At 76.4% G+C, this 467-nt stretch carries 1 pseudogene; it reads left to right on the forward strand.

The features are described from left to right. Window positions 1-107 precede the first annotated feature (107 nt). Window positions 108-467 (forward strand): annotated as a pseudogene (locus tag KN815_RS49675) (hypothetical protein); the annotation flags it as partial.

Consider the following 467-nt stretch of genomic DNA (forward strand, 5'->3'; position numbering starts at 1 on the left):
GCCGGGCGCGGGGGGCCGGACGCGAGGGGGCCAGGGTGACGGGTGCTCCGGGAAACCATTTCCCGGCGATACGTGTGACCGGAGGTGTGAGCGGCACAATCCCTGGCATGGTCAACGCGTCCGAAGCCCACCGCGGTCCCGCAGCCGACCGCGGTCCCGAGCCCCACCGTGGCCCCGAGCCCCACCGTGGCCCCGAGCCCCACCATGGCCCCGAGCCCCACCGTGGTCTCGAAGCCCAGGTGGGCTCCGAAGTCCACCATGGCCCCGAATTCCACGGCGCCCTCGTCGACGAGCTGCTCGCCGTCCTCGATCCGCTGCCCTTCCCCAGCCGGATGCGGGAGCTGGCCGGGCGGGCGAGGGCGGCCAGTGCCGAGGGGCGGCTGGGGGCGCTGATCGGGGAGCTGGAGCGGCGCGGGACGTACGAGCGGCGGCTGGCGGCCGTGGCCGCGGCCGCCGGTGGGCGGACC

It is taken from the genome of Streptomyces niphimycinicus (genome assembly GCF_018883605.1).
GTDB lineage: Bacteria > Actinomycetota > Actinomycetes > Streptomycetales > Streptomycetaceae > Streptomyces > Streptomyces niphimycinicus.